The 20,152-nt window shown below is 70.0% G+C and carries 17 protein-coding genes; 9 read left to right on the top strand and 8 right to left on the bottom strand.

Going from position 1 to position 20,152, the window contains the following annotated elements:
* Positions 1 to 3: 3 nt before the first annotated feature.
* Complete coding sequence (locus tag ACQBAU_RS14705) at positions 4 to 351, bottom strand: hypothetical protein (RefSeq protein WP_434548293.1); 348 nt, start codon at positions 349 to 351, stop codon at positions 4 to 6.
* Entirely contained in the window at positions 348 to 1,748 is a 1,401-nt protein-coding gene (locus ACQBAU_RS14700) for a PspC domain-containing protein (protein WP_465256048.1), read from the bottom strand. The genes ACQBAU_RS14705 and ACQBAU_RS14700 overlap by 4 nt, the downstream gene beginning before the upstream one ends.
* Positions 1,749 to 1,865: 117 nt before the next feature.
* Here ACQBAU_RS14700 and ACQBAU_RS14695 point away from each other — a divergent pair, with 117 nt between their 5' ends.
* Together ACQBAU_RS14695 and ACQBAU_RS14690 are read left to right on the top strand one after the other, a co-directional pair.
* On the top strand, positions 1,866 to 3,224 hold the full coding sequence (locus ACQBAU_RS14695; RefSeq protein WP_465256047.1) for an ATP-binding protein: 1,359 nt from the start codon (positions 1,866 to 1,868) through the stop codon (positions 3,222 to 3,224).
* 230 nt (positions 3,225 to 3,454) lie between these two features.
* Complete coding sequence (locus ACQBAU_RS14690; protein ID WP_465259515.1) at positions 3,455 to 4,057, top strand: LuxR C-terminal-related transcriptional regulator; 603 nt, start codon at positions 3,455 to 3,457, stop codon at positions 4,055 to 4,057.
* Positions 4,058 to 4,145: 88 nt separating this feature from the next.
* Here ACQBAU_RS14690 and ACQBAU_RS14685 read toward each other — a convergent pair whose 3' ends face one another.
* Positions 4,146 to 4,421 (bottom strand): GlsB/YeaQ/YmgE family stress response membrane protein, encoded by a 276-nt coding sequence (locus ACQBAU_RS14685; RefSeq protein WP_465256046.1) that lies wholly within the window; start codon positions 4,419 to 4,421, stop codon positions 4,146 to 4,148.
* Between the two features lie 767 nt (positions 4,422 to 5,188).
* Between ACQBAU_RS14685 and ACQBAU_RS14680 the strand changes: the two genes are divergently transcribed.
* Entirely contained in the window at positions 5,189 to 6,127 is a 939-nt protein-coding gene (locus tag ACQBAU_RS14680; protein ID WP_465256045.1) for a hypothetical protein, read from the top strand.
* Entirely contained in the window at positions 6,121 to 6,483 is a 363-nt protein-coding gene (locus ACQBAU_RS14675) for a GntR family transcriptional regulator (RefSeq protein WP_465256044.1), read from the top strand. Before ACQBAU_RS14680 ends, ACQBAU_RS14675 begins: the two co-directional genes overlap by 7 nt.
* A 22-nt stretch (positions 6,484 to 6,505) precedes the next feature.
* Here the strand turns inward: ACQBAU_RS14675 and ACQBAU_RS14670 are convergent, their stop codons facing one another.
* The gene (locus ACQBAU_RS14670) at positions 6,506 to 7,744 is read right to left on the bottom strand and encodes a phospholipase D-like domain-containing protein (RefSeq protein ID WP_434548300.1); all 1,239 of its coding nucleotides are present in this window, start codon (positions 7,742 to 7,744) and stop codon (positions 6,506 to 6,508) included.
* A 112-nt stretch (positions 7,745 to 7,856) separates the two neighbouring features.
* Here ACQBAU_RS14670 and ACQBAU_RS14665 point away from each other — a divergent pair, with 112 nt between their 5' ends.
* Both ACQBAU_RS14665 and ACQBAU_RS14660 read left to right on the top strand, forming a co-directional pair.
* The gene (locus tag ACQBAU_RS14665; protein WP_465256043.1) at positions 7,857 to 9,176 is read left to right on the top strand and encodes a hypothetical protein; all 1,320 of its coding nucleotides are present in this window, start codon (positions 7,857 to 7,859) and stop codon (positions 9,174 to 9,176) included.
* A gap of 80 nt (positions 9,177 to 9,256) precedes the next feature.
* Positions 9,257 to 11,812, top strand: a complete 2,556-nt coding sequence (locus ACQBAU_RS14660) for a UvrD-helicase domain-containing protein (protein ID WP_465256042.1) — start codon at positions 9,257 to 9,259, stop codon at positions 11,810 to 11,812.
* A 7-nt stretch (positions 11,813 to 11,819) separates the two neighbouring features.
* Here the strand turns inward: ACQBAU_RS14660 and ACQBAU_RS14655 are convergent, their stop codons facing one another.
* Positions 11,820 to 12,839, bottom strand: a complete 1,020-nt coding sequence (locus ACQBAU_RS14655; RefSeq protein WP_465256041.1) for a M23 family metallopeptidase — start codon at positions 12,837 to 12,839, stop codon at positions 11,820 to 11,822.
* A gap of 206 nt (positions 12,840 to 13,045) precedes the next feature.
* Entirely contained in the window at positions 13,046 to 13,996 is a 951-nt protein-coding gene (locus tag ACQBAU_RS14650; RefSeq protein ID WP_465259373.1) for a M23 family metallopeptidase, read from the bottom strand.
* 364 nt (positions 13,997 to 14,360) lie between these two features.
* Between ACQBAU_RS14650 and ACQBAU_RS14645 the strand changes: the two genes are divergently transcribed.
* From ACQBAU_RS14645 to sucD, 3 genes are all read left to right on the top strand, one after another.
* Positions 14,361 to 14,780, top strand: coding sequence for a cobalamin B12-binding domain-containing protein (locus tag ACQBAU_RS14645; RefSeq protein WP_434548305.1), 420 nt, complete (start codon positions 14,361 to 14,363; stop codon positions 14,778 to 14,780).
* A 153-nt stretch (positions 14,781 to 14,933) separates the two neighbouring features.
* Positions 14,934 to 16,133: an ADP-forming succinate--CoA ligase subunit beta gene (sucC, locus tag ACQBAU_RS14640; protein ID WP_434548306.1), complete on the top strand. Its 1,200-nt coding sequence runs from the start codon at positions 14,934 to 14,936 to the stop codon at positions 16,131 to 16,133.
* A gap of 16 nt (positions 16,134 to 16,149) precedes the next feature.
* A complete protein-coding gene (sucD, locus tag ACQBAU_RS14635; protein ID WP_465256039.1) occupies positions 16,150 to 17,043 on the top strand; it encodes a succinate--CoA ligase subunit alpha in 894 nt (297 codons plus the stop codon).
* 739 nt (positions 17,044 to 17,782) lie between these two features.
* Here the strand turns inward: sucD and ACQBAU_RS14630 are convergent.
* Both ACQBAU_RS14630 and ACQBAU_RS14625 read right to left on the bottom strand, forming a co-directional pair.
* Positions 17,783 to 18,007: an RNA-binding S4 domain-containing protein gene (locus tag ACQBAU_RS14630; RefSeq protein ID WP_434548308.1), complete on the bottom strand. Its 225-nt coding sequence runs from the start codon at positions 18,005 to 18,007 to the stop codon at positions 17,783 to 17,785.
* 57 nt (positions 18,008 to 18,064) lie between these two features.
* On the bottom strand, positions 18,065 to 19,981 hold the full coding sequence (locus ACQBAU_RS14625) for a hypothetical protein (protein WP_434548309.1): 1,917 nt from the start codon (positions 19,979 to 19,981) through the stop codon (positions 18,065 to 18,067).
* Between the last annotated feature and the right edge of the window lie 171 nt (positions 19,982 to 20,152).

Below are 20,152 nucleotides of genomic sequence, written 5' to 3'. Positions count from 1 at the left end.
GTCTCACTCCTCTGGGTTGGGGTGCTGCTGCTGATGCTGATCGGGCGGGTTGGTGGTTGGCCGGTCGGCCGGTCGGGGAGGCGATGCCGTCGGTCGAGGGGTGCGCTGTTGGCTGAACACGATACCGACGGCGCCGATCGCGACCAGGGCGAGCGGGGCCACCGTTTGGGCGATGCTCCACATTGCACCACCGCCGAGGGCGGCCAGGGTGAGCAGTGCGACACCGCAGACGACGAGTCCGATCACCAGCGTCAGTACGTCGGGGCGACCGCGGGGTGCATCCGGTGACGGCCGGTGGCCGGGTCCGGTGCCGTCCGGGTCGGGCGTGGCCGAGTCGTGGAAGTGGGTCATTTGACGACCACCGTGCCGGTGTCGACGTGGATGTCGATGGTCAGCGTCGGCTCACCCGGGCGGTTCACGATGTGCTGTTCCCGGACGACGTCGACACCGGTGCTGCTCTCCCCGGCCATGGTGACCGAGCCGGCGTCCATGTGGACGCGGACGAGCACGTTGGCTCCTTCGGGCAACTCGAGCACCAGTGCGCCGGCATCCATCGTCACCTCGTACGTGGCGTCCCGGTCGACGACCAGGTCGGTCAGGTCGATCCGCACCGATCCGACGTCGAACGAGTCGTGCTCGGGCAAGGCGTCGGAGCCGGCCACGCTCTCGCCCATCGAGGTGTAGGCGAGCCGGGTGGTGCCGTCACCACCGGTCTGGACGTCACCGGTCGAACCGAGCCCGGCGATCGTGATGAGCAGCACGACCAGGGTCGTGGGCAGCAGGCCGCGGGCACGCCCGGTGAAGGCGGACACGACGAGCGCGGCGCCGAGCGCGAGCAGTGCGGCGGCCGCGTACCCGGCGAACGGGATCGACAGCCCGCCGACGATGCTCACCACGATCATGGCGAGGACGACGACCCCGGCGGAGATCAGACCCCACCGGCGGACCCGGCGGGCACTGCGACCGTCCCGGCGTCGGGTCCGGGCGCTGCCGGGCCGGTGCAGCCACGCCGGCTCCTCCGACGTCGCGGACCGGGGTCCGTACAGGCCGACCGGGTCGGGGTGGGCGAAGAATTCGCGGGCCTGCCGGTCGTGGTCGAGGTTGACCGCCTGCGGTACGACCGGTGGCAGCTGCTCGGACCAGCCGGCCGGCTCAGGGTCGGCGGCGGTCCGGGGGCCGCCGGGGGAGTCGGGGCCGATCGGGGTGGATGTGGGGTACGGGTGGCCGGGGGCAGCGAGGCTGCCGGTACCCGGGGTGTCCTTCCTCGGCGATGTGGCGTGCGTAGGCGATGTGGCGTGCGTAGGCGATGTGGCGTGCGTCGGCGAACTCGCTGCGTCCCCGGCCGTGTCGTCGGTCCGGCCGTCGGAACGCTTGCCCTTGCGGTAGACGAGGAAGTACCAGACGGCGGCGACGATCAGCACCGGGCCGGTGCTGATCGGCAGCATGGTGCCGACCGTGGACATCACGGTGATCCCGACCGCGACCGTGATCATCACCCACGCCCAGCGCGGCACCCGGGCGGTGGCCGGCCACTTCTCCATCAGCGGACCGGTGGTCCGGCCGTGGCGGGGGAGCAGCAGCCACCCGGCGCCGTACAGCACGGCGCCCAAGCCGCCGCAGAACGCGACCACGACGGCACCGATGCGCACCAACAGCGGATCGATGCGCCAGCGATCGGCGATCCCGGCGCACAGGCCCGCGATCTTGCCGCTGTCGGCGGCGCGCTCGATCTCCCACACCCGTTCCATGGCATCCATCTTGCTGCGCCCACACCCGGCTTCCAATAAGGGTTCACCCCCAAACAGGCCCGGTCACGTGCCGTCGAGGATGCCGAACTTGTCCTGACGTGTGAGGCTGGGCACAGCATGACAGACGACAAGGACCAGGCCGAAGGCCTCGGGCACCGGGCCGACCCGACCGTACGGCCGACGGTCCCGTCGGCGACGCCCGCAACGCCGGACACGTCCACCCCGAGCGGGGGCGCCGCCGCCGAGCCGATGCGCGGCCGTGCGGTGCGCGTGGCCGACGGCTCCTGGCTCGGCGGGGTCTGCTCGGGACTGGCCGCCCACCTCGGGGTGCCGATCCTGGTGGTCCGGTTGGTGTTCGTCGGGCTCTTCTGCACCCAGTTCATCGGCGCCCTGCTGTACGCCGTGCTGTGGCTGGTGATGCCGACCCGGGCACGTCCGCAGCAGGCGCCCGGCCTGGATGCGGCCAGCCGGGCCAACATGCGGCCCGCCACCACCGGCCCGCAGGCCGCCGACGTCGGTGCCGTGGTGGCCCTCGGGGTGTTCGGGATCGGCGTGATCTGGCTGGTCCAACTCAGCGGGTGGGGCGTACCGCAGCTCATCTTCTGGCCGGTCACCGCCGCCTGTGCCGGTGCCGCACTGGTCTGGCGACAGGCCGACCAGGGGCGCCTCAACCCCGATCGCAGTCCGGACCGGTCGTGGCTCAGTCGGGTGCTGGCCGGCGGCGGCTGGGCGGCGGTGCTGCGGATCACCATCGGGCTCGGCCTGGTCGCGCTCTCGGTCGGACTGCTGTTGATCACCCAGGGTGACCTGCGGCAGTTGCCGCAGGTGCTGGCGATGACGGCCCTTGCGCTGGCGGGGCTCAGCGTGGTCCTGGCGCCGTGGGTGTCGCGCTCCCAGGCCGCCCTGGAGGAGGCGCGGGAGGAACGTGCCCGGGCCGACGCGCGTGCCGACGTCGCCGCCCACCTGCACGACTCCGTCCTGCAGACCCTGGCGCTGATCCAGAAGCAGTCGCGGGACAGCCGCACCGTCGAGTCGTTGGCGCGGCGGCAGGAACGCGAGCTGCGGCACTGGTTGTACGGTGACGAGGTCGACGAGGCCACACTGAAGGCCGCCTTCACCGCCACCGCCGCCGAGGTGGAGGACGAGCACACGGTGCCGATCGAGGTGGTCGTCGTCGGTGATCATGAACTGACCCCGGGGCTGCGCGCACTGGTGCGGGCGGCCCGGGAGGCGATGGTCAACGCCGCCAAGCACTCCGGTGACGACAAGGTCGACGTGTACGCCGAGGTCGACGGCAACCGCGTCGAGGTCTTCATCCGTGACCGCGGGCAGGGATTCGACCTCGACGGGGTACCCGATGACCGGCAGGGAGTGCGAGGGAGCATCATCGACCGTATGGACCGCCACGGCGGCCGCGCGGTGATCAGGTCCACACCGGACACCGGAACCGAAGTACGACTGGAGATGGAGACATGACCGAACAGCGTGGGACGAACGGACCGACCGCTGGCCGCCCATCCGGGACAGCGGCATCGCCCTCTGCCGGAGGCGCCCCCTCGGCCGGGGTTGCCCCCTCGGCCGGAGGTGCCCCCTCGTCCGGGGTTGCCCCCTCGTCCGGTGTTGCCCCGTCGGGCGCCGAGGCCGGGGCCGGTGGCGGCGCGGATCCGAATGCGAGGTTGCGGGTCGTCGTGGTCGACGACCACGCGATGTTCCGCAGCGGCGTGAAGGCCGAGATCGGCAACGACCTGGAGGTCGTCGGCGAGGGGCACGACGTCGACAGTGCGGTGGCCGCGATCCGGGCGACCCGACCCGACGTGGTGCTGTTGGACGTCCACCTGCCCGGCGGTGGTGGGGTCGGCGTACTGCAGCAGGTGTTGCAGGGCGACCCGGACGCCAAGTTCCTGGGCCTGTCGGTGTCCGACGCCGCCGAGGACGTGATCGGCGTCATCCGCGCCGGTGCCCGGGGATACGTCACGAAGTCGATCAAGCCGGCCGAGCTGGTCGACGCCGTACGTCGGATCGCCGATGGGGACGCGGTGTTCTCCCCCCGGTTGGCCGGCTTCGTGCTGGACGCCTTCTCCGGGTCGATCGACGTGGCGAGTGTCGACGAGGACCTTGATCGACTGTCGGCCAGGGAGCGGGAGGTGCTCCGGCTGATCGCGCGCGGCTATGCGTACAAGGAGGTCGCCAAGGAGCTGTTCATCTCGATCAAGACCGTCGAGACCCACGTCTCCAGCGTGCTCCGCAAGCTGCAGTTGTCCAACCGGCACCAGCTGACCCGGTGGGCCACCGACCGCAAGCTGGTGTGACCTGCTGGTGATCAGGTACGACGAAGGGCCCGGATTCCTCCGGGCCCTTCGTCGTTGTTCGGGGTGTTGCGGTTGTTTCGGGTGGTCGTCAGGCGGCCCGGCTCTTCTTGGTGACGAAGCCGTAGATCACCAGCACGATCAGGGATCCGACGATGGCGGTGATCAACGAGATGAACCAGTTGCCCTGGAGGGCGAAGCTGAATCCGTTGCCGACGATCAGGTTGCCGATCAGTCCGCCCAGCAGTGCGCCGATGACACCCAGCACGATGGTCATGATGATGCCGCCACCCTGCTTGCCGGGCATGATCAGCTTGGCGAGTGCGCCGGCGACGAGACCGAGAATGACGTAGAAGATAATGGTCATGCGTGCCATCTCCTTCGGTGGTCCATGCGGCGCCCCCGATGGGCGCGTCGAGCACGTGGACCGTCCTTTCCACAGTAGAGATGCCACCGGGGTCGCCGCAACAACCGAATCGCCGGGGGCGCCTCCGCGTGATGGAACGGTGATCATCTGCGGGCCCCGAGGGCGTGCCATGTGACAGGTTTCTCGGCCTGGCGCACCCACTCTTGCGAACCCTGAGCCTCGGGCCGGGCAAGGCGTTCCCGCGGGAACGTCCGGGGCCTGCTGAGTGGGCAGTTGGCGAAGCCTGGTTTCACCGAGTGGGCAGTTGGCGAGGCCTGGTTTCACCGAGTGGGCAGTTGGCGAGGCCTGGTTTCACCGAGTGGGCAGTTGGCGAGGCCCGGTTTCACCGAGAGGTCAGTCGGAGAGGCAAACTTCGGCTCTCCGCCTCTCCGGCTGCCCTCTCGATGACGCGCGGACCCGGGTTGGCGGGCAGTTGACGTGAGCTGAGCACTGGCCGGCCCGAGCTGCCGGTCGTTCCACGGTATGGCAGGCGTTCCTGTGTATGGCACACGTTCTTCGGGTGGCACAGGTTCCTCGGTATGGCACACGCTTCCGGACGCTGGAGCGTATGTCACGGCGTGCAAGGTGTGCCGCGGCCAGGAAGTGGTGTCACGACGAGGCAGTGGTGTCGCGGTGGCCGGGGAGTCGTCCGGGGTTGCATCTCGTTGTTTGTATCAGTACATTGTTTGTATTGATACATCGAGTGGGGCGAACGCAAGGAGGCAGGGATGAGCGTGGCAGTGTGGGTCGCCGTGGCGGTGGCCGTGTGGGTCGGGTCGGTCCCGATCACCCAAGGCCTGCGGATCAACGAGAAGGAACTCGCGAAGTACGTGGCACGGCAGGGGCTGCCGCTACCGGCACACCTGCGTGAACCGCTGCTGCGCCGGATCACCACCCACGAGCGGTGGGCCAGCAGCGGTGCCGTGACCGCGATCGGGCTGAGCGCCATAGCTGCGGTGTTCCTGATGGGGCCCAACGCCGACGCCGCCGCGGTCATCATCGTGCTGTCGGTTCCCGTGGGCATCGGCGTCGGGGGAGTGATCGCGATCCTGGTCGGCCGCCACCAGTTCAATCCGACGGCGCCACGGGTCGCGCGGACCCGGGCCACGACCTTGGCCGACTACGTCCCGGCCCGCACCCGCCGTACGGCCCGGGTCGTGACCGCCGTGGCCATCGTGGTCGCCCTGCTGGCGGCGTCGACACAACTTCTGATGTCGGGCGTGCTGCGCGGCGAGGGGCAGGGGCCGTGGCTGCTCGCCCAGGCGTTGGTGACCGCAGTCCTGACGCTGGTGTTCCTGGTCATCGCCGAGGTGCTCGGCCGGGTCGCCGTGGCTCGACCCCAGCATGCAGAGTCGCGGCTGGAACTGGCGTGGGACGACGTGTGTCGCTCCGAATCGTTGCGGGCCCTGCATCACACCCCCATCGTGCTGGGCGTCCTGGCTTCCCTCGCGACGACCGTGTTGCGGGTCGCCTCGCCGGCCGGCCTGGTGGCGGGTCCGGTGGGGCTGATCACGTTCGTGATCATGGTCGTACTCTCGCTGGGGGCCACCGCGCTCGCCCTGTGGTCCGCGTGGCCCCGTGGCCATGCCGGTCGGGCCAGCCACGTCAGGCAACGGCTCTGGGCGGGCGAGGAGTTCATCACCGAGGCCCGGGAACGCACGTGCTGATCATCGATCCGACTGGGCGGCCACCGTACGAGCAACTGCGCACCCAACTGATCAATCAGATCACCAGCGGTGAGCTGCCCCCGGGGACGCGGCTGCCTCCGGTCCGCCGGCTGGCCGACGACCTCGGCCTGGCGCCGAACACGGTGGCCCGCACCTACCGGGAGCTGGAGGCGGCCGGATTCGTCCGGACCCGGGGACGCAACGGCACCGTCGTGTCGTCCCCGGACGTCGGCGACGACGAGGTCCACACGAGAGCCGTCCAGTTGACCACGCAGTACGTGGCCGAGATGCGAGGCCTCGGGATCGACCGGGAGTCGCTGCTCGGCTTCGTGCAGCGCGCCATGATCAACAGCTGATCAGACGCCAGCGCTGCTCGCGTCAGAGCAGTTGGCGGAACGGGGAGAGCACCGTCTCCGACACCTTCACCAAGAGATGGCGCTTGGTCCAGTGGGGCAGCTCCAGCTCGATGCAGTTGCCCGAGTCGACCCGGAAGATCTCCTCCAACTGGTTGGCGACGTTGTCGTCGAACATCTCCACGTTGATCTCGTAGTTGCCCAACAGGCTGAGTCGGTCGATGTTCGCCGTGCCGACCGTGGACCACCGACCGTCGATGGTCGCCGTCTTCGCGTGCACCATCGCCCCCTGGTACAGGAACAGCCGGATGCCACTGCGGAGCAGTTGGTCGTAGAAGCCTCGCGACAACCAGTCAGCGACGATGTGGTTGGACTCGGCCGGCACGATGATGCGTACGTCGACCCCGCGGCGCACCGCCGCCTCCAACGCCATGATCATGTCGCCGTCGGGGATCAGGTAGGCGTGGGTCAGGTAGATGTGGTCCTTGGCGCGGTCGATCGCGTCGAGGTACATCCCGCGGATCGGATACAGCAGGTGGCGCGGGATGTTGCGATGCACCTGGAAGTTGGGAACCCATGTCCGCTCGGTCGGATCCGGCAGGATCGGGCGCTTCTTGTTGGGTTCGGCGTTCCAGTAGTCGATGAACGCGTTCTGGATCTCGGGGACCACGTCGCCGGTGAGCCGGGCGTGGGTGTCACGCCAGTCCGTCGCGTACAGCGAACCGATGTTGTAGCCACCGACGAAGGCGACGTCGTCGTCCACCACCATGATCTTGCGGTGATTGCGGCCCGACCAGCGGGGGTGCCAGAACATCAGGCCGCCGTTCAGCAACGGGTGCCGCTTCACGTGCACCGACGGTGGCATCGTGAAGAAGTCGGGGCGCACCACGAGGTTGGCGAACACGTCGTACACCACGTACACCTCGACACCACGCTCGGCGGCCTCGATCAGCGCGTCCTTGAACGCCTGCCCGATCGCGTCACCCTTCCAGATGAAGGTCTCGAAGAAGACCTGCTTCTTGGCCTGCCGGATGGCCGACAGCATGTCGTAGTAGAGGTCCTCGCCGTAGGTGTAGAGGGTGACCTCGGACATGCCGGCACTCACCGTGTGCGGGGCCACCCGCGGGAAGTGGGCGGGGTGGCGGTTGCGTTTGCGGTTGTAGTCGACGACCCCCAGTGCGACCAGCGTGGCGGCCTGGACGGCGGCGACGCTCAGCGCCGTGTAGCCCGCGATCTTCTTCACCGGAATTCGACGCCACCACATGGAGGTCAATGCTAGCGGCAGCCTGAAGGGCCCCGCCCGCGTCGACGACCGAATCCTCACCGAAGGTGTCCACCGACTGACCACGCACCGGCGGTGGGCAAGGATGATCAGCATGCCAGCAGAGCCTGCCGATCCGACCGTTCAGTTCGCGACCGCCGTCGAGGTGATCACGCCGCCGGCGCCGATGCGGTTGGCGTGCACCGGGGACTTCGCCAGCACCAGTACGTCGGTCCACGACGACCAGTACGTCCGCGTGTTGGCGGTGCGGGCCGCCGACGGCCGGGTGCTGCTGTGGGTGAGCTACGACCTGCTGTTCTTCGACCGGGCGCTCAACCGCGACCTGGCCGAGCACGCCCGGCAGGCGTACGGCATCGACCCGGCCGGGGTCACCGTCGGCGCCGTGCACAACCACAACGCCGGTGCCGTCGCCGGCTTCAACCCCGGCAGTGGGCGTCCGGAGTACGAGGAACTGCTGCGGAGCAAGGGCAGGGCCGCCATCGACGCGGCGATGGCCCACCTGCGCCCGGGTCGGCTGGAGCTGCGCCGTACCGACATCGACCTCAACATCCAACGTCGTCAGGTGACCGACGGGCAGGCGACCGCGGGACCGAACGAGGGCGCACCGCGCGACACCGAGCTGGTGCTGCTGACCGTCACCGATGCCGACGACGTGTTGGCGGCCTGCGTCGTGGTGTACGCCTGCCACCCGGTCTTCTACCCCGACAAGACGGTGCTCACCGGGGAGTTCCCGGCCCGGCTGTGCCAGCTGCTGACCACCGACCGGTACGGCTGTACGCCGCTGTTCTTCCAGGGGGCGGCCGGTGACGCGCGGCCCCGGGCGAGCATCGTCGACGGCCAGTTCACGCCGCGGCCGTTCGAGGTGGTCGACGGCTTCGCCCGCGACCTGGCCGACGAGGTGCTCGCCCTGCTCGACCAGCCGGGCGAACCGATCCAGCTCGCCCCCCGCGGTGTCGAGTTCACCGTCTTGCTGCCGCTGGAGCCGTTCGACCGGCAACACTTCGTCGACATCGCCGAGGCCGAACCGGCCCTGCCCGACCATCCGGCGTGGACGAATGCGGTCGCGATGGCTGCCGACTACGACGACCGGCCCACGGACCTGTCGCTGGTGTGCACCCTGGTCCGGCTGACCGCCGACACCGCGCAGCCGCTGTACCTGGCGACCATGGGCGGCGAACCGGTCAACGACATCAAGCAGCTGGTCCGCGACGCGGTCGACGGCCCGGTCGTGTTCGTCGGCTACACCGACAGCACCGCCTACATCGTCAGCGACCGGATGCTGCCCGAGGGTGGGTACGAGGTGACCTGCGCCCCCGCGTTCGGCCACGTCGGCCAGTTGGCGGCCGGGATCGACGAGCGGATCACCGCCGGGTTCGCCGCCGCCGTACGGGACCTGGCCGGCACCACAGGCTGACCCGGCCTCCCAAGGCCCGGCCGGGTGCGGGCCGTTGGGTGTGGGGGTTGTCGGACCCACGCCGTAGGCTCGTCGGTGACATGGAGAACGTTGAGGATGACCTGTTCGGTGGCCAGTTCGATGCGCCCGTACGGCCGGCGCGCACGTCTGCGGGCGGTGACCGGGAGAAGCGTGCCAAGAAGCCCAGGCGTGACCTGCTGGCCGGGCTGAACCCACCCCAGCGGGAGGCCGTGGTGCACGACGGCCCGGCCCTGTTGGTGGTGGCCGGGGCCGGCTCGGGCAAGACCCGCGTGCTGACCCGGCGGATCGCCCACCTGGTCGCCGAACGCCACGTCCACCCCGGCTCGATCCTGGCTATCACCTTCACCAACAAGGCCGCCGCCGAGATGCGGTCCCGGGTGACCGAGCTGGTCGGCAACCGGGCGAAGCTGATGTGGGTGGCGACCTTCCACTCGGCCTGCGTCCGCATCCTGCGCGCCGAGATCGGCCGGTTCGGGATGAAGCGGTCGTTCTCCATCTACGACGACACCGACGCCAAGCGGCTCGTCCAGTTGGTGTGCACCGATCTCGGGCTCGACCCACGCAAGGTGCCGCCGCGGACCGTACTGAACTGGATCTCCAACAACAAGAACGAATTGGTCGACCACGAGACCGCGGTGAGCCGGGCCGAGACCCCGGAGGACCAGAAGATGGCCGAGGTGTACGGGGAGTACCAGCGCCGGCTGGTGGCCGCCGAGGCGTTGGACTTCGACGACCTGATCATGACCACGGTCCACCTGCTGGAGGCGTTCGACGACGTCCGCGAGCAGTATCGGCGCCGGTTCCGACACGTCCTGGTCGACGAGTACCAGGACACCAACCACGCCCAGTACGCGCTGATCCGGCAGCTGTGCAGCGGCCAGGTGGAGCCGGCCACCGACAGCGGGGAGCCGCAGGTCGGGCCCTCGCAACTGATGGTGGTGGGTGACTCCGACCAGTCGATCTACGCCTTCCGGGGTGCGACGATCCGCAACATCCTCGACTTCACCACCGACTTCCCCGGCGCCGAGACCGTCGTGCTGGAGCAGAACTACCGCTCCACCCAGAACGTGCTGGACGCGGCGAACGCGGTGATCACCAACAACGCCGACCGGGCGGCCAAACGGCTGTGGTCCGACGCCGGCACGGGCGACCCGCTGGTCGGCTACGTCGCCGACACCGAGCACGACGAGGCGCAGTTCGTGGCCGACGAGATCGATCGGCTGCACGATGCGGGGACGCCGTACTCCGAGGTCGCGGTGTTCTACCGCACCAACGCCCAGTCGCGTGCGTTCGAGGAGGTGCTGATCCGGGTCGGGCTGCCGTACAAGGTGGTCGGTGGGGTCCGCTTCTACGAACGCAAGGAGATCCGGGACGCGTTGGCCTACCTGCGGGCGATCGGCAACCCGGCCGACACCGTGGCCGTACGGCGCATCCTCAACGTGCCGAAGCGGGGGATCGGTGACCGGGCGGTCGCCTGTGTCGAGGCGTTGGCGACCCGCGAACAGATCACCTTCACCGAGGCGCTGCGCCGGGCCGACGAGGCGCCCGGACTGGCGACCCGGTCGGCCAAGCAGATCGCCGGGTTCGTCGCGCTGCTGGACCAGCACGTCGACATGGTGGCCGCCGGCGAGCCGGCCGACACGGTGCTGACCAGTGTGCTGGCCGAGTCGGGCTACCTGGCCGAGCTGCAGGGGTCCAGCGACCCGCAGGACCAGACCCGGGTGGAGAACCTGCTCGAACTGGTCGCGGTCGCCCAGGACTTCGTGGCCCAGGCCGGGGTGGTGACCGCCGCCGACCTGGCCGCGGTCGGCACCGATCCCGACGCCGTCGCGCCGGTCGGGGCGCCTGCTGACCCGGCCCAGGGGCCTGGCGGCGCACCGGCAGCCGGCCAGGTCGGCGCACCGGCCGAGGAGACCGACGAGGCCGACGAGCTGGCGGCGGAACTGGCCGACGGGGCGCCGGAGCCCGACAGCTCGCTGGGTGCCTTCCTGGAACGGGTTGCCCTGGTTGCCGACTCCGACCAGATCCCCGACGCCGACGAGGACGGCTCCGGCGTCGTCACGCTGATGACCCTGCACACCGCCAAGGGGCTCGAGTTCGAGACGGTCTTCCTCACCGGCCTCGAGGACGGGGTGTTCCCGCACCAGCGCACCTTCGGCAACAAGCGCGAGGTGGAGGAGGAACGGCGGCTCGCGTACGTGGGCCTCACCCGCGCCCGGAAACGGCTCTACCTCTCCCGCGCGGCGGTCCGGGTGGCGTGGGGGGCGCCGCAGCACAATCCGCCGAGCCGGTTCCTCGACGAGATCCCGGCCGGGCTGATCGACTGGCGGCGGACCGCGGCCGCACAGACGAGCTGGCGCTCGACTTCGGCGACGGCCGCCGGCTGGGGCACCAAGCGGCGGGAGTCACCCACGTCCGGTTTCGGGGGCGGCCGGTCGACGGTGAAGGAGGTGCCGCAGCTGGATGCGGGGGACCGGGTGCTGCACACCTACTTCGGGATGGGCACGGTGGTGTCGCTGGGTCGGCTCAAGGGCGACCCGATCGCCGAGGTCGACTTCGGATCCTCGGGCACCAAGCACCTCAACCTGAAGCTGGCACCGCTCGAGAAGCTCTGAGCGGGGCTCAGCTGCCGCGCAGCCAGGGCAGCGGGTCGATGCTGGTGTAGATGTCGCCGTAGGTGGTGCCGATGGGGTAGAGCTCCATGTGCAGGTGCGGGCCGAAGGTGCGGCCGGTCATGCCGACCTGACCCAGCACGGTGCCGCCGGTGACCTGTTGGCCGACCGAGACGGGGATCCCGCAGCTCATGTGCGCGTACAGGCTCTGCTGGCCGTCGTTGTGCTTGACCACGACGTAGCAGCCGGCCCAACTGCCGGCCCCGCCACCGCTGCCGGCGTGGACGACGACGCCCGCGGCCGGTGCGTAGATGGTGGTGCCGACGGGAGCGGCCAGGTCGACCCCGGTGTGGTAGCGGGCCCACGGTCCGACGGCGCCCCAGCGACCGGTGATCGTGTAGGTGTCCAGCGGCATCCGGCTGACCCGGCGGGAGTTGATGGCCTCGGCGTTCTTCTTGACGTTGGTCGCCGACTCGCCGAGCTTCTTCGTCCGCGACTCGAGCGCCGCCTGGGCCTGGGCCCGGGCGATCTGGGACGACTGGGCCCGCAGGTTGGCGCGGCGGTCGTTGATCGCCTCGCGGCCCAGCGACCGGTTGGTGCGCTCCCCGCGGTGGTTGAACTCGGCCGGCTGGCGGACGTTCGGATCGATCGACACCTGGGCAGCGGGCGGCTCCGGGTTCGAGATCGCGGTGCCCGGTGCGGACAGGGCCCCGGCGACGCCGATGCCCAGGGCGCTCACCAGCGAGACCGCAGCCAGGTTGCGTACCCAGGCATTCACCTCGCCCTCGGTGCGCTTGCCCCGGCGGGCGGCGGCGCGCTTGGCCTTCGTGGCTCCGTCCTTCGTGGCTCCGCCGACGTTGGTGCCGGCTGCGTCGCGGCTCGTACGGGCTGCGACGCGAGCAGGGCGACGGGTGGTCGGCTGGGCGGTCTCCGCGTCAGTGCGGGGACGACCGGTGGTCCTTGGCGCGGGGCGGAACGTGGCCCGAATCTTCAGCGCGCAGGACAGCACCGGATGATTCTTGGTCTCCAACCTGGCTCTCCTCACCGAACGGCATGTAGGTCCTCCCCCCCGGGAGGGCGAGAAACAGGCCGATGTGGGAAGTGCCTTGACTCGCGGTCGGACCACCAGATCTCGATGGGCCGCCACCGACCATAACGGGAAGGTAACGACATGCCAAGCCCTGTGGGGCGGATATGGTCCAGATCACACCCGGATCGGGTGGAGGTGGGTGGCGGTCAGGCGCCGCAGGCCCGGAGCCACGACATCGGGTTCCGTGCGGTGAGCACGTTGCCCGGGCGAGTCCCGGCGGGGTAGAACTCGAAGTGGAGGTGTGGTCCGCTCGAGCGGCCGGTGGAGCCGACGTACCCGATGATCTGCCCGGCCTGGACCGACTGGCCGACCCGGGCCGCGCGGTGTGACATGTGGGCGTACAGCGTGGACTCACCGCCGGCGTGGGCGATCACGATGTCATTGCCCGCCCAGCCGCCGACTCCCGGCATCACGACACCGGCCTTGGCGGCCCGGATGGGGGTGCCGTACGGGGCGGGCATGTCCTGCCCGGTGTGGTAGACCGCCCACGAGCCGACCGCGCCGAAGGGTGAGCCCATGGAATAGGTGCCCGGGGTGAGGGGGATCTGGCAGGAGCCCGGGGGCGGGGTGAACCGGCCCTCCTTCTCGAGGTTCTTCAACTCCTCTTCGCTGAGCAGCCCCCGGCTGGCCAGCTCGGCCAGCCGCTTGGCCTCCTCCTCGGCCTTGCGGCGCTCCTCCTCGATCTGCCGCTCGGCCTCGGCCTTGGCCTGCTGCTCGGCCTCCGCCAGCGCCTTGGTCCGTTCGTTCGCGGACAGGCCCCGGTTGTTGGACTGCACCCGACCACCGGTTTCACCCAGCTGTGCGGAGCGCTGCCTGGCCTTGTTGACCACGCCGACCTGCTTGAGCTGCTTGCGTACGACATCGCGGCTGGTCGACTTCTGCCGTGGGTCGAAGGTGTCGAGGGTGCCCCGGCCGTCCTGGACGCGGTTCGGGTTGGTGCTGCCCTCGCCACCGGTGTCGGCGTCCGGCTGCTCCGCTGCCGGCACGGCGCGGGTCACGTCCGGTCCGGCCACGCCGTCCTTGCCGGCACCGGCCGAGGTCGCTGCGGGACCGGCGATGGTGATGGATCCGGCGACCACGAGGCCGAGCGCGGACACGGCGACAGCGGCGAGGGAATGACCCAGCCACCCCGAACGGTCGTCACCTGAGGTGCCGAACGTCTCGGTCGACCGGGTTCGCCCCCTACCGGGCTTCTGCGTACGCGCCACGTGCGAGCCGCTCCTCTGATCAGGCGATGTGTCGAACTTCCGGCTGTCCTGGTCCGGGTCGGGGGGCGATGTCCACCGGACACGCCCGATCCTACATAACAGTCGGGTAACGCGCCATGGGTGGGTGCCCACTCCGTGGACAACGATAACAACGCGCCGGGTCGCCTCGCGCCGGTCCCGGCGGTCGACCGCCCGTACGGGGCCGGACGCCGGTACGAGGGCTGGGCGCCGGTACGAGGGCTAGGCTGGGGCCGTGGAGCAGACACGTCGGATCCGGGTCGTGGTGGCCAAGCCGGGCCTGGACGGGCACGACCGCGGCGCCAAGGTGGTCGCCCGGGCGCTTCGCGATGCCGGCATGGAGGTCATCTACACCGGACTGCACCAGACGCCGGAGCAGATCGTCTCGGCCGCCGTCGCCGAGGACGCCGACGCGATCGGCCTGTCGGTGCTGTCAGGGGCCCACATGACCCTGTTCACCCGGCTCACCGAACTGCTCGCCGAGCAGGAGGCCGACGACATCGTGGTCTTCGGCGGCGGCATCATTCCCGAGGCCGACCGCGAACCGCTGCGGGAGCTCGGGGTGCAGCAGATCTTCACCCCCGGGGCGACCATGGCCGAGATCGTCGAGTGGGTACGGTCGGCGGTCCGTCCGGCCGAGTCGCCCGCAGGCTGACCCGGGGCGACTTCGGAGCCCGTCTGGCATTAGGCTCGGAGCGGCCGGACACCTGCCCTCACTCCGCTCGAACAGCGTCGTGCTCGCACCGCAACCGTGCGTACGGGGCCAGGCGACCGTGCCTGACCCTGATCCGTACTGTGAGGAGCCCGCGTGGATCTCTACGAATACCAGGCCCGCGACATGTTCGAGTCGCATGGTGTACCCGTTCTGCGGGGCATCACCGCCACCACCCCCGACGAGGCGGCGGCCGCCGCCACCGAGCTGGGCACCCCCGTCGTGGTGGTGAAGGCCCAGGTCAAGACCGGAGGCCGCGGCAAGGCCGGTGGTGTCAAGGTGGCCAAGGGTGCCGATGACGCCCGCGCCAAGGCCGAAGAGATCCTCGGCCTCGACATCAAGGGCCACGTCGTCAAGACCGTGATGGTCGCCGAGGGCGCCGACATCGCTGAGGAGTACTACTTCTCACTGCTGCTGGATCGTGCCGAGCGTCGCTACCTGGCGATGTGTTCGGTCGAGGGCGGCATGGACATCGAGACCCTGGCCGTGGAGCGGCCCGAGGCACTGGCGAAGGTGCCGGTCGACCCGAACACCGGCATCGACCAGGCCAAGGCCGACGAGATCGTCGCCGCCGCCGGCTTCGCCGAGGCCGACCGGGCCGCCATCGCCGCCGTCCTGATCAAGCTGTGGGAGGTCTACCGCGACGAGGACGCCACCCTGGTCGAGGTCAACCCGCTGGTCAAGACCGGTGACGGCACGATCCTCGCCCTCGACGGCAAGGTGACCCTCGACGACAACGCCGAGTTCCGGCACGAGGCGCACGCCGCCCTGGTGGACGCGTCGGCCTCGGACCCGCTGGAGGCGAAGGCCAAGGAGAAGGGCCTCAACTACGTCAAGCTCGACGGTTCGGTCGGCATCATCGGCAACGGCGCGGGTCTGGTGATGAGCACCCTCGACGTGGTGGCGTACGCGGGCGAGGAGTTCCCCGGGGCACCCAAGCCGGCGAACTTCCTCGACATCGGTGGTGGTGCGAGTGCGGAGGTGATGGCGGCCGGGCTCGACGTCATCCTCGGCGACCCGCAGGTGAAGAGCGTGTTCGTGAACGTGTTCGGTGGCATCACCGCCTGTGACGCGGTGGCCAACGGCATCGTGCAGGCGTTCGAACTGCTGGGCGCCGACGAGTCGACCGTCAAGCCGCTGGTGGTCCGCCTCGACGGCAACAACGCCGACGAGGGCCGCCGGATCCTGGCCGAGGCGAAGCTGCCGAAGCTCGAACAGAACGACACCATGGACGGAGCCGCGCGTCGAGTCGCCGAACTCGCCGCCGCGGACGCCGCTCCGGCCACGAAGAACTGAGAGGCGACGCACCACAATGGCAATCTTCCTGAACAGCGATTCCAAGGTCATCGTCCAGGGCATGACCGGCTCCGAGGGCATGAAGCACACCCAGCGGATGCTCAACTCCGGCACGAACGTGGTCGGTGGCGTCAACCCGAAGAAGGCCGGCCAGTCGGCCGACTTCGCCGACGGGGTCAGCGTCCCGGTCTTCGGTACGGTGGCCGACGCCATTGCGCAGACCGGCGCCGACGTGTCGGTGATCTTCGTCCCGGCGAAGTTCACCAAGTCGGCCGTGGTCGAGGCGATCGAGGCCGAGATCCCGCTGGCCGTCGTGATCACCGAGGGTGTCCCGGTCAAGGACTCCGCCGAGTTCTACGCCCTGTCGGCCGGGTCGAAGACCCGCCTGATCGGTCCGAACTGCCCCGGGTTGATCAGCCCCGGCCAGTCGAACGCCGGCATCATCCCGTCCGACATCACCACCGCCGGCCGGATCGGCCTGGTCTCCAAGTCGGGCACCTTGACGTACCAGATGATGTACGAGCTGCGTGACTTCGGCATCTCGACCGCCGTCGGCATCGGTGGTGACCCGGTGATCGGGACGACCCACATCGACTGCCTGCAGGCGTTCCAGGATGATCCCGACACCGACGCGATCGTGATGATCGGCGAGATCGGCGGCGACGCCGAGGAGCGGGCCGCCGAGTACGTGAAGGCGAACGTCACCAAGCCGGTCGTCGGCTACGTGGCCGGGTTCACCGCCCCCGAGGGCAAGACGATGGGCCACGCCGGCGCCATCGTGTCCGGCTCGTCCGGCACCGCGGCGGCCAAGAAGGAGGCCCTCGAGGCCGCCGGGGTCAAGGTTGGCAAGACGCCGAGCGAGACCGCTGCGCTGATGCGCGAGATCATGGCGGGTCTGCAGCGCGGCTGACGCCCCGCAGCACCTGACACCGCGGCACCCCCGGTCCGCCTCGCCCCCTTGACGGGGTGGTGAGGCCGGGCCGGGGGTGTGGTGTCTCTGGCGGAGCGCTCCCGCGAGCCTTCCCGTCGCCGAGTGGGTAGTTGGCGAGGCTCCCTGTCACCGAGAGGGAACTCGGAGAGCTGAAACGCCGCTGGAGCCCCTCTCCGGTTGCCCTCTCGGCGAACGTTCGCCGGGCGTCTTCCTGTCATCGCGGGGCGCTTGGCGAGGCTCCCTGTCACCGAGTGGGCAGTTGGCGAGGCTCGCTGTCATCGAGTGGGCAGTTGGCGAGGCTCGCTGTCACCGAGAGGGCACTCGGAGAGCTGAAACGCCGCTGGAGCCCCTCTCCGACTGCCCTCTCGGCGAACGTTCGCCGGGCGTCTTCCTGTCATCGCGGGGCGCTTGGCGAGGCTCCCTGTCACCGAGTGGGCAGTTGGCGAGGCTCGCTGTCATCGACTGGGCAGTTGGCGAGGCTCGCTGTCACCGAGTGGGCAGTTGGCGAGCCTCCCCGTCACCGAGTGGGCACTCGGAGAGCTGAAACGCCGCTGGAGGCCTCTCCTACCGCCCTCTCGTCGAACGTTGGCGGGGCGCTGCCTTCTCGTCGAACGTTGGCGGGGCGCTGCCTTCTCGGCGAACGTTGGCGGGGCGCTGCCCTCTCGGCGAACGTTGGCCCGGCGCTGCCCTTCAGTGGCCGGTGGCCGGCCAGGCGCGGTCAGGCGGGCACCGCTAGGCGGACGGCCTCACCCGCGCACTCGACGACGTCGCCCGCCACCAGTTGTCGGCCACGCCGGGTCTCGTGCTCACCGTTCACCAGCACCTCACCCGCGGCCAGCAGCTCCTTGACGTCGGAGCCGGAGTCGATCATCCCGGCAAGCTTCAGCAACTGGCCGAGCCGGATGGTCGGACCGGTCACCTCGATCGTCGTGGGCTGTGTCATGCGGCCAGCGTACGACCTCCCCGTGGCCGAGCTCGTCGGACGGCCCGGTACCTCGGCTCAGGAGATCTGGGTGGCGCGCTGCGCGGCGCGGGTGGTCAGCGCCTGCCACTGCTGGTCGGTGAAGTTGATCCGTTCCTCCAGCGGCAGGAACAGGTAGACGACCTTGTTGCCGGCCACCGACACCGCCACCCGGAACTCGAGGAAGTCGCCCTCGCCCTCACCGGTGTCCTGCCGGATGGTCCACGTGGTGGTCTTGAGCGGGGTCTGGTTCGTCCCGGTCCCGGTGAACGTCTGCGGGTCGCTCACCGTCGCCGTCCGCTGCCGCTCCTCGCAGCCCTCGATCGACCCACCGACCTCGTTGGCGAACGCCTCGGCCGCCTTGGCGTCCGGCAGCGTGAACAACAAGATGTCCCAGCCGTACGTCTGCGGGATCGTGTTGTCGTCCTGCACCAGGTAGGCCCGACCGATGGTCGCCTGCGGTTTGGTCTTGGTCTGGTCGAGCCGCTCGCACTGGGCGCCCTGGATCAGCTTCGGGTCACGGACCGGCTCGGTCGCCGACCAGTGGCCGGTCTGGTCGGCCAGCCGCGGCACGTCGGCCAGCACCGGCAGCCCCGGGTACTCACCGCTGATCGGCGGGACGATGTCGGTGAGTGCCGGGCGCTGCGCACACATCCCGTCGGCCGCCGTGCACTGCTCACTCACCACCGGCGCCATCGTGGTGGCCAGCGCCTCGGCGGGGATCCGTTGGTCGGTGGTGGCCGCGTCGATGACGTTGACGACCAGCCCGGTCCGGATCAGCATCACGGTGTGCAGTTCGGGGGCACCGTTGTTGGTCAGGGTGATGTCGACGCTGAGCGCCTCGTTGCCGAGGTTCTGGATGTCCTTCGCCGACCCCAGGTAGGCGGTCTCGACCGAGCAGCCGCCCAACTGCTGTGCCGCCTGGGCGAAGACGTGCATCGCGGTCTCGCGGTCGGGGTAGAGGTTGGCCTCGTGCAGCACCGAGACGGTGCGGGCACCGCTCGCCGACAGGGTGCGGAGTTCGGTGCCCTTGGCGGCCGGGTCCTCCGCGGTCGGTCGGGCCAAGCAGGTCGCGACCGGGGACTCCTCGGTACGACCGCTCTGGGTCATCGCGATCTCCCAGGTGGCATCCGGTACGAGACCCTGGGCCTGCTGCGGCTCCAGCAGGCTCTCGGGTGCCAGCGACGGGACGAACGCGGAGGCGCTCGTCGGGGGCGGGGAGCTCGGCGTCTGCGGTGTGTTGCCAGCGATGCTGGTGCCCGTCAGGGCCAGCGCGGCGTACCCGATCGCGAGCGCGACGATCACCACCGCGGCAACGGCACCGACGACCAGCCCGGCGCGGCCGTGCCGCTTCGAGGGGGGCTTGGTGTCGGACCAGTTCGCGACCGTGACCGTGGTGTGCGGCATCGACGGCGAGGACGGGGCCTGGGTCGGGGCTGCGGTGCGGCCCTCGGTCGCTCCCGACGCGGCCGCCGGGGCGCTCGGCGTACCGGGGGAGGCGCCGGAGAGTGCCTGATGGGGGAGCACGATGGGCTCCGGCGGCGGCTGGAAGCCGTTGGGCAGGGGCTCGTCCCCACGCCGCAACACGGTGTCGTCCAGGTCATCCCCCGGATCGCTCAGTTGCTCGATGACCCACGTCGAATCATGCTCGGAGCTGACGAAGTCGCGCTCGCCGTTGCCGGCCGAGTGGTGGGGGCCGGTGTCGGTGTGGGTCGTCAGCGAGGCGGCCGCAGGGTCCGGAGTGGCATCGGTGGCATGGGTGCCGCGGACGGGGGCGGCGTCGCGTGGACGCGTGAGGTCCAGCTCGTCGAGCTCGTCCAGGTCGTCATCGTGGTCCGAGCCGTCGTACTGGTCCGAGCCGTCGTACTGGTCCAGGTCGCGCTGGCTGTAGTACTGCTCATCGTCCTCCACGGCTGGGAGGGCGCGTCGAGGTCGGTACGGTGTGCCGTCACTCACTGCCGTGTCCCCCTCCTTCCAGCTGTTCCTCGGGCCGCCCCATGGCCCAGGACTGACCGGTTGCGCCAGTGTCGTCGCAACATCGAGGCCCAATCGTTACAGATGAACCCAAATCCGGCGACATCGAGCGCCGACTCCGTGGTGTGGGCGTCGAATGATCCCTTGGCATTG

The organism is Carbonicoccus niuqiaonis, assembly GCF_050157065.1.
GTDB lineage: Bacteria > Actinomycetota > Actinomycetes > Propionibacteriales > Propionibacteriaceae > Avipropionibacterium.
This window is presented reverse-complemented; position numbering and strand designations above follow the sequence as displayed.